6 protein-coding genes are annotated in these 6,757 nt (G+C 69.8%); 4 read left to right on the top strand and 2 right to left on the bottom strand.

All coding sequences use genetic code 11. The annotated features are described in order from the left end of the window. Nucleotides 1-13 precede the first annotated feature (13 nt). Together A5713_RS23855 and A5713_RS23860 are read left to right on the top strand one after the other, a co-directional pair. Entirely contained in the window at nucleotides 14-580 is a 567-nt protein-coding gene (locus A5713_RS23855) for a DUF4389 domain-containing protein (protein WP_067916702.1), read from the top strand. Next, nucleotides 577-1,203, top strand: coding sequence for a class I SAM-dependent methyltransferase (locus tag A5713_RS23860; RefSeq protein WP_068098623.1), 627 nt, complete (start codon nucleotides 577-579; stop codon nucleotides 1,201-1,203). The genes A5713_RS23855 and A5713_RS23860 overlap by 4 nt, the downstream gene beginning before the upstream one ends. On the opposite strand, the gene A5713_RS23865 is transcribed toward A5713_RS23860, so the two are convergent. Both A5713_RS23865 and A5713_RS23870 read right to left on the bottom strand, forming a co-directional pair. Continuing rightward, nucleotides 1,190-3,589: an ABC transporter permease gene (locus A5713_RS23865; protein ID WP_231980644.1), complete on the bottom strand. Its 2,400-nt coding sequence runs from the start codon at nucleotides 3,587-3,589 to the stop codon at nucleotides 1,190-1,192. The two genes, A5713_RS23860 and A5713_RS23865, sit on opposite strands and share 14 nt — an antisense overlap. An 89-nt stretch (nucleotides 3,590-3,678) precedes the next feature. After that, entirely contained in the window at nucleotides 3,679-4,374 is a 696-nt protein-coding gene (locus tag A5713_RS23870; protein WP_068098627.1) for an ABC transporter ATP-binding protein, read from the bottom strand. Nucleotides 4,375-4,452: 78 nt separating this feature from the next. On the opposite strand from A5713_RS23870, the gene A5713_RS23875 reads away from it, so the two are divergent. Both A5713_RS23875 and A5713_RS23880 read left to right on the top strand, forming a co-directional pair. Then, nucleotides 4,453-6,198 carry a thiamine pyrophosphate-binding protein gene (locus A5713_RS23875; RefSeq protein WP_068098629.1) on the top strand — a complete coding sequence of 582 codons (1,746 nt, stop codon included), beginning with the start codon at nucleotides 4,453-4,455 and terminating at the stop codon, nucleotides 6,196-6,198. Beyond that, on the top strand, nucleotides 6,179-6,757 hold a 579-nt coding region (locus A5713_RS23880), incomplete at its 3' end, for a hypothetical protein (RefSeq protein ID WP_068098631.1). The genes A5713_RS23875 and A5713_RS23880, both read left to right, overlap by 20 nt.

Raw genomic sequence — 6,757 nt, forward strand, 5'->3', positions numbered from 1 at the left:
CGAATGCGTCACGGTGCGAGGCGATTTCGACGCCCCGTCGCGGTGGCTCTGGCTGTTGAAGTGGTGCGTGCTGGCGGTTCCGCACTACCCCATATTGATCGGGCTCTATCTGGTCTATCCGTTGTCGACCGTGGTCGCCGGCGTCGTCATCTTGTGCAGCGGGCGGTATCCGCGGCCCCTCTTCGACTTCAACGTCGGCGTGCTGCGCTGGTCGTGGCGCGTCATGAATTTCAGGTTTCCGATGAACAGCACGGACTCCTACCCGCCTTTCACCCTCGCGTCGCGGCCCGACTACCCCGGCGACCTGCAGGTCGAGTATCCGCAGCGGCTGCGGAATTGGGCCGTGTTGGTGAAGTGGCTGCTCGCCGTCCCGCACATCCTCCTGTGCTGGTCCATGGAGCCGCTCCTGCAACTGCTGTGCGTGATCACCGCGGTGACGCTGTTGTGCACCGGAACCATCCCGGCGGGCATGTACGATCTCCTGCTGGGCATCGTCCGTTGGCGCTACCGGGTGGCCGTCTACGTGTCCCTGATGCGCGACGAATACCCGCCGTTCCGAATGGATCTGGGTGGGCAATGACCCGTCGCAATCCCTTGTTCCCGTACGTGTATCGGTTCGGGCAGCCGGTCTTCGACCGGCTGTTCTATCACCGGTATCGGCGCGCGGCGCTGAGCAACGCGAGCGGCCGGTTGCTCATGCTCGGCCTGGGGCCGGGCACCGACTTGAGGTTCCTGCCCCCCACGGTGACGTCGGTCGCCGCGGTGGAGCCGGAGGCGCCGTTCCGCCGGATGGCGTCCCGGCTTGCCGATCGCCACGGCATCGCCGTCGACATCCTCGAGGGGACTGGCGAGTCGATTCCCTTCCCCGACAACAGCTTCGATTCGGTCCACGTGGGCCTGGTGTTGTGCTCGGTCGACGACGTGACCGCCACCCTGGCCGAGATACGGCGCGTGCTCACGCCGGGGGGAAGGCTCGTCGTCCTCGAGCACGTGCGCGGGGAGGGCGCGACGGGCCGGTTGCAGGATCTGATCTGCAAGCCGTGGTCATGGCTGGCCGCCGGTTGCGAGCCGAACCGGCGAACCCGGGATGCCATCGCCGCGGCCGGGTTCGACACCACGGCGCTGCGGACCATCCCGCGCACGCCGGTCCCGTTCCCGTGCAAGCCCCATCTGCAAGGCTTCGCCGTCCTCATTCCACGCTGACGGCCTCGACGATGTTCAGCCGCGCCGCACGCCGTGCCGGTGGCAGCGAGCCGAGCAGGCAGATCGCCAGCGCCCCGGCGGTAAAAGCGAGGGCCATCGGACTCAGGCGGAAGCCGACCTGGAAATTCATGATGTCCCCGCTGATGAGGCTGAACAGCCATTGGTCGGTCAAGCCGAACAGCAGCCCCAGAAGGCCTCCCACAAAACCGATTCCGGCCGCCTCGGCAAGGACCATCCGCAGGGTGAACCGGCGGCTGGAACCCATGGCGCGCAGCACACCGATCTCGCGGCGGCGTTCGGTCACCGAGAGCGTCAGCGTGTTGAGCAGCGCGACGGCGGCCACCGCCACGACGATGACCCACACGGCGTTGGCGATGAACATGCTCTGGTGCAGCGGAGCTTCGAGCCCCGCCAGCGCCGCGCGACCGTCGTACACGTGGTTGGGCGCCGGTACCACCTTGCGCACGTCGGCCAACAGGTGCCGCGGGTCCGTCCCGGGGGCCGCGGTGACTTGCAGGGTCGTCGCGGCCGGGCGATCGAACCATGTGCGCAGATGATCGAGGTCGATTCCGACCGTTCCGATGACGGTCGAAAAGAACGGCACCAGGGCCAGGACGGCCGTCTGCCGCGGCCCGTTCGGTGTCTGCAGCTGCAACCGGTCGCCGGCGCGCACGTGCAGCGCGGCGCCGAGGTTCTGCGTGAGCACCACACCGCGGCCGACCAGGACGTCGGCGCGCAGGCGCTCGTCGAGCGCGCGGAAGAGCGGGTCATGGGTTCCGGCGGAGAAGCCGTCGAGCAGAACGCGCGTGCCGCCGATCACGGCGAATCCGAATGCGCCCTCTGTCACCCGCGCCACGCCGGGCACCGCCGCCACGCGTTCGGAAAGGCCCTGCGGCAGAACGTCGGTCGGATAGCTGTCCGGCGCGTCCGCGCTCACCCACACGTCGACGTCGGCGGCGGGGGAGAAGATGCCGCGGGCCGAGCGGATCATGTCGGCGTTGGTGCCGGTGATCACCACCGTGGTGATGACCCCGATCAACACGGTCATCACCGTGGCCCAGACTCGTCGCGGCGCGCGTTCGATGGTGGCCGCCGCGAGCGCCCCGAACGATCCGAACAGGCGAGCCGTCGCGGCCGTGGCCGCGACGATGGGCGTAGTGAGCGCGAAGCCCAGCGCGATCTCGGCGCTGAGCAGGGCGGCCATCGCGACGAACCCGAAGGTGCCGCGTTGGCCGATGACCACCCAGATCGACGCCGCGGACACCGCGACGGCGCCCACGCCGGCCGCGACCCGCAGCCATCGCGGCACGACGTCCGCCGCCGACGCCCCGGCGGGCGCCAGCGCCTCGATCGGTGCGACCTTGTACACCTGCCGCGCGGCCATCGCCGACGCGGCCACGCTGGTGAGCGCCGTGGCCGTGACGGCCAGCGGGATGGCGTAGCCGGGCAGCCAGTACTCGACGCGGGCCTCGAGGCCCTGGGTCATCGCAGGTGGCAGTCGACCAATTGCCAGGTGGCCCGCCAGGATTCCGAGGCCCGACCCGATGGCCCCGCCCATGAGCCCGAGGATCGCCGCCTCGCCGAGCATGTCGCCGACGATGGTGACGCGCCGGCCGCCGATCGCGCGCAGCATGGAGATGACGGGGCGGCGCTGGGTGATCGCCATCGTCATCGTGGTGTAGATGAGAAACGCGCCGACCACCAGCGCGACCGCCGCCCCCAGCAGGGCCATGTAGTTCATCAGCTTGACGCCGTCGCCGGCCCGGGCCGCCCGCAGGCTCGGCGCGGCGACGACGGCGCGGCCGTTGACCGCGGCGGTGACGGCGGCCCGGGCGGCGGCCGGATCGGCGCCCGGTTTGATGGTGATCAGTATCGAGTCCAGCTGACCGGGGCGGCCGGTGACGTTCTGTGCCAACGCAAGTGGGGCAAGGACGTAGTGCCCGCCGTTGAGGTCCGCGAACTGCCGGCCCGCGAGCACCTCGGCGACGGTCACCGACCCCGAGCCCAGTTGCAGCGTCTGGCCTTTCGCATAACCCACCCGCGGCCCGACCTGAACGCCGCCCGGCGTCGAGGACAGCTCCTGCACCGGTCGTGCGACCGCATCCTTCAGGGCCCCACCCAGCGCGGCGGTGCGCGCATCCGCGCCGAGCAACAGCACCGGCCCCGTCGCCGTGGACGCGGAAGTCCGGATCATCGGCGCCGCGGTGGCGACACCCGGAACCGCGGCGACGTCGGCCAGTATCGTGTCGGGGAATCCGGCGTCGGTGATGCCCGACACCTCCAGCGCTGCCACGCCGGCGATCCCGTTGGCCAGCCGGTCGACCGATCCGGTGATCGAGCCGAAGATGCCGAATATCGCGACCAGATACGTTGCGGAGACGGCCATTACGGCGATCGAAGCGAACGTGCGGCGACGGTGCACGGCGAGCTCACGCAGGCTGAGCACGCGCACTCGGCTCGCGGCCGCCGATATCCTCACGCGGGGACCGCCGGGAGGTCGGAACCGACCCGTCCGTCCTGCAGCGTGATGACCCGATCGGTCGCCGCGGCGGCGTCCGAATTGTGGGTCACCATCACCACCAACCGGTCGCGGCCGTCCTCGTGCGCCACCTCGGCGAGAAGGGCGAGGATCGCGGCGCCCGTCGCGGAGTCGAGGTTGCCGGTGGGCTCGTCGGCGAGGACGAGCGCCGGATCCATCATCAACGCGCGCGCCACCGCGACCCGCTGCATCTGGCCGCCGGACAGTTCCGCCGGGCGGTGCTCGGTCCGGTTGCCGAGCCCGACGCGGTCCAGCAACCGGATCGCATCCGGTTTGGCCCTGCCCAGCCGCACACCGTCGAGCAGCTTGGGGACCGCCACGTTCTCCCAGGCCGACAGCGTCGGCAACAGGTTGAAGAACTGGAAGATGAAACCCACTCGGTGATGGCGGAACTCGGACTGCTGCTCGTCGCCCAGGCGGCCGATCTCCTCGCCGTCGAACGTGATGGAGCCCGAATCGGGGGAGTCCAGCGCGCCGAGCAGATGAAGCAGCGTGCTCTTGCCCGCCCCGGACGGACCGACCACCGACACGAACTGACCGCCGTCGAGGCGCAGGCTGATCCCGTCGAGCGCCCGGACCGATTGACCGCCGACCCGATACTCGCGCACCACGTCGCGCAGTTCGATGGTCATCTAGACACCACGAGAGCCGCCGGCGGTCGGTTCACCGCTCGGGTGAACCGACCAAGTGCCCCATTCGTGTCTGATGACATGTTCGGCAACTATCGGGTGGTCGACCATATAGTCGGCCACCTCGCCGCACTGGGGGTGGACCACGTTTTCGGTGTCGACGGCGCCAACATCGAGGATTTGTACGACGCCGCGCACTTCGAACCCGAGATCACCGCGGTGCTGGCCAAACACGAATTCTCCGCGGCCACCATGGCCGACGGCTACAGCCGGAGCGGCGCCGGGCTCGGCGTGGTGGCGGCGACCTCGGGCGGGGGAGCACTGAACCTCGTCGCCGGCCTGGGCGAGTCGTTCGCGAGCCGCGTTCCGGTGCTGGCCCTGGTCGGCCAGCCCGCGACCACGATGGACGGCCGGGGCAGCTTCCAGGACACCAGCGGCCGCAACGGTTCCCTCGACGCCCGTGCGCTGTTTTCGGCGGTGTCGGTGTTCTGCGAGCGGGTGCTGGCGCCGGTCGGCATCGTTTCGGCGTTGCCCCGCGCCATCGCCGCGGCGCGCACCGGCGGCCCCGCGGTGTTGTTGCTGCCCAAGGATATTCAGCAGGCGCGCATCACCGTCGACGACGCCACGGAGTGCCCGAACAGTTTCAGCGCGCCGATCGGCAACCCGCATCTCATCGCCTCCGAGCTGCGCCGCGCAACCGGCCAGGTCACCATCATCGCCGGCGAGCAGGTGGCCCGCGACGACGCCCGCGACGAACTCGAGCAGCTGCGTGCGCTCCTGCGCGCGCGGGTGGCCACCGTCCCGGACGCCAAAGATGTCGCGGGCACACCGGGTTTGGGGTCGTCGTCGGGGCTCGGGGTGACCGGCGTGATGGGCCACCCGAGCGTGGCCGAAGCGGTGGCCGCCAGCGCCGTGTGCCTCATTGTCGGCACCCGGTTGACGGTCACCGCGCGCGGAGGCCTGGACGACGCGCTAGCCGCGGTGCGAACGGTGTCCATCGGGTCGGCGCGGCCCTACCTGCGCTGCGTCCATGTGCACACCGACGACCTTCGCGGCTCGCTGCGCATGCTGACCCAGGCGCTGTGCGGTCACGGACGCCCGAGCGGCCTGCGCGTGCCCGATGTGATCCCCCGCACCGAGCTGAAACCGCCGGCCGGCCCGGGACCGGGGATCCGATACCGCGACGCCATGGCGGTGCTGGACCGCGTCCTGCCCGACGGGGCCGACATCGTGGTCGACGCCGGCAACACCGGCGCGGCCGCCATCCATCACCTGCCGGCGCGGCGCGGCGGCAGGTTCGTGGCCGCGCTCGGCATGGGCGGCATGGGCTACAGCTTCGGGGCCGCGATCGGGATGGCGTTCGGGCGTGCGAACGGCGGCCGGGGCGCCGGCCGAACCGTGGTGATCGCCGGGGACGGCGCGTTCTTCATGCACGGTCTGGAGGTGCACACGGCCGTGCAATACGCGCTTCCCGTGACGTTCGTGTTGTTCAACAACAACGCCCACGCCATGTGCGTGACCCGTGAGCAGCTGTTCTACCAGAACCGCTACAGCTACAACCGTTTCCGGCCCAGCGCGCTGGGAACCGGTCTGGCGACGATGTTTCCCGGCCTGACATCGGTCGATGTCAGCGAGCCCGCCCAATTGGCCGCGGCGCTCCGGACGTCGCTGGACATCGAGGGCCCGGCGGTGGTCAGCGTCGAATGCGACGCCGATGAAATCCCGCCGTTCGCCCCTTTTCTCGCCGTGCCGTCAGGGAATGGCGCTGTTTCAGAACAGGTTTCGACCGCGAAGGAGAACCGGGCCGATGTCGCTGCCAGCGCTTGAGGATATCCCCACCCCCATCGACGGGGTGGTCCGCATAGAAACCAGTCCGCGGGAGAAGGCGACTCCGATCATCATGGAGATGATGCGGTCGGTGTACCCGCACGATCAGGTGTTCGGGCAGTACTGCACGGTCAACGATTACGTCGCGTGCCCGCCGGACGCGCTGTATGAGTACATGGCGGACACCCGAAGCCTCGAGGAGTGGACGTACAGCCTGCGCGGCTTCACACCCACCGACGAGCCGGGCCTGTGGCTGGCCTACGACCGGCTCGGTTCGGAGACCGAGATCTACACCCGGACCGTCGCCAACGCGGCGGCGCGGACCGTCGACTACCACTGCGCGTGGGACCAGGGCAAGCACCTGTGGATGGTCTACCTCATGCGCGTCGTCGACGCCCAGGTGGTCTTCGACAAGCCGGGATCGGTTGTGCTGTGGACGAACTGCCACCACCCGTTCTACGACCACAACCCGTACCCGGAGACCGCGCCGCCGCAGCGGCCGGTGTGGGTGGGCGACTTCTGGGACATGTTCGGTGCCGGGCATGCGCTGGAGCTGCAG

The organism is Mycobacterium sp. E2497 (assembly GCF_001668695.1).
GTDB lineage: Bacteria > Actinomycetota > Actinomycetes > Mycobacteriales > Mycobacteriaceae > Mycobacterium.

Bases quoted from the DNA above. Each gene is read 5' to 3' on its own strand.
- A5713_RS23860 (WP_068098623.1), top strand. From the start codon at position 577: ATGACCCGTCGCAATCCCTTGTTCCCGTACGTGTATCGGTTCGGGCAG.
- A5713_RS23865 (WP_231980644.1), bottom strand. From the start codon at position 3,589: ATGGCCGTCTCCGCAACGTATCTGGTCGCGATATTCGGCATCTTCGGC.
- A5713_RS23870 (WP_068098627.1), bottom strand. From the start codon at position 4,374: ATGACCATCGAACTGCGCGACGTGGTGCGCGAGTATCGGGTCGGCGGT.
- A5713_RS23875 (WP_068098629.1), top strand. From the start codon at position 4,453: ATGTTCGGCAACTATCGGGTGGTCGACCATATAGTCGGCCACCTCGCC.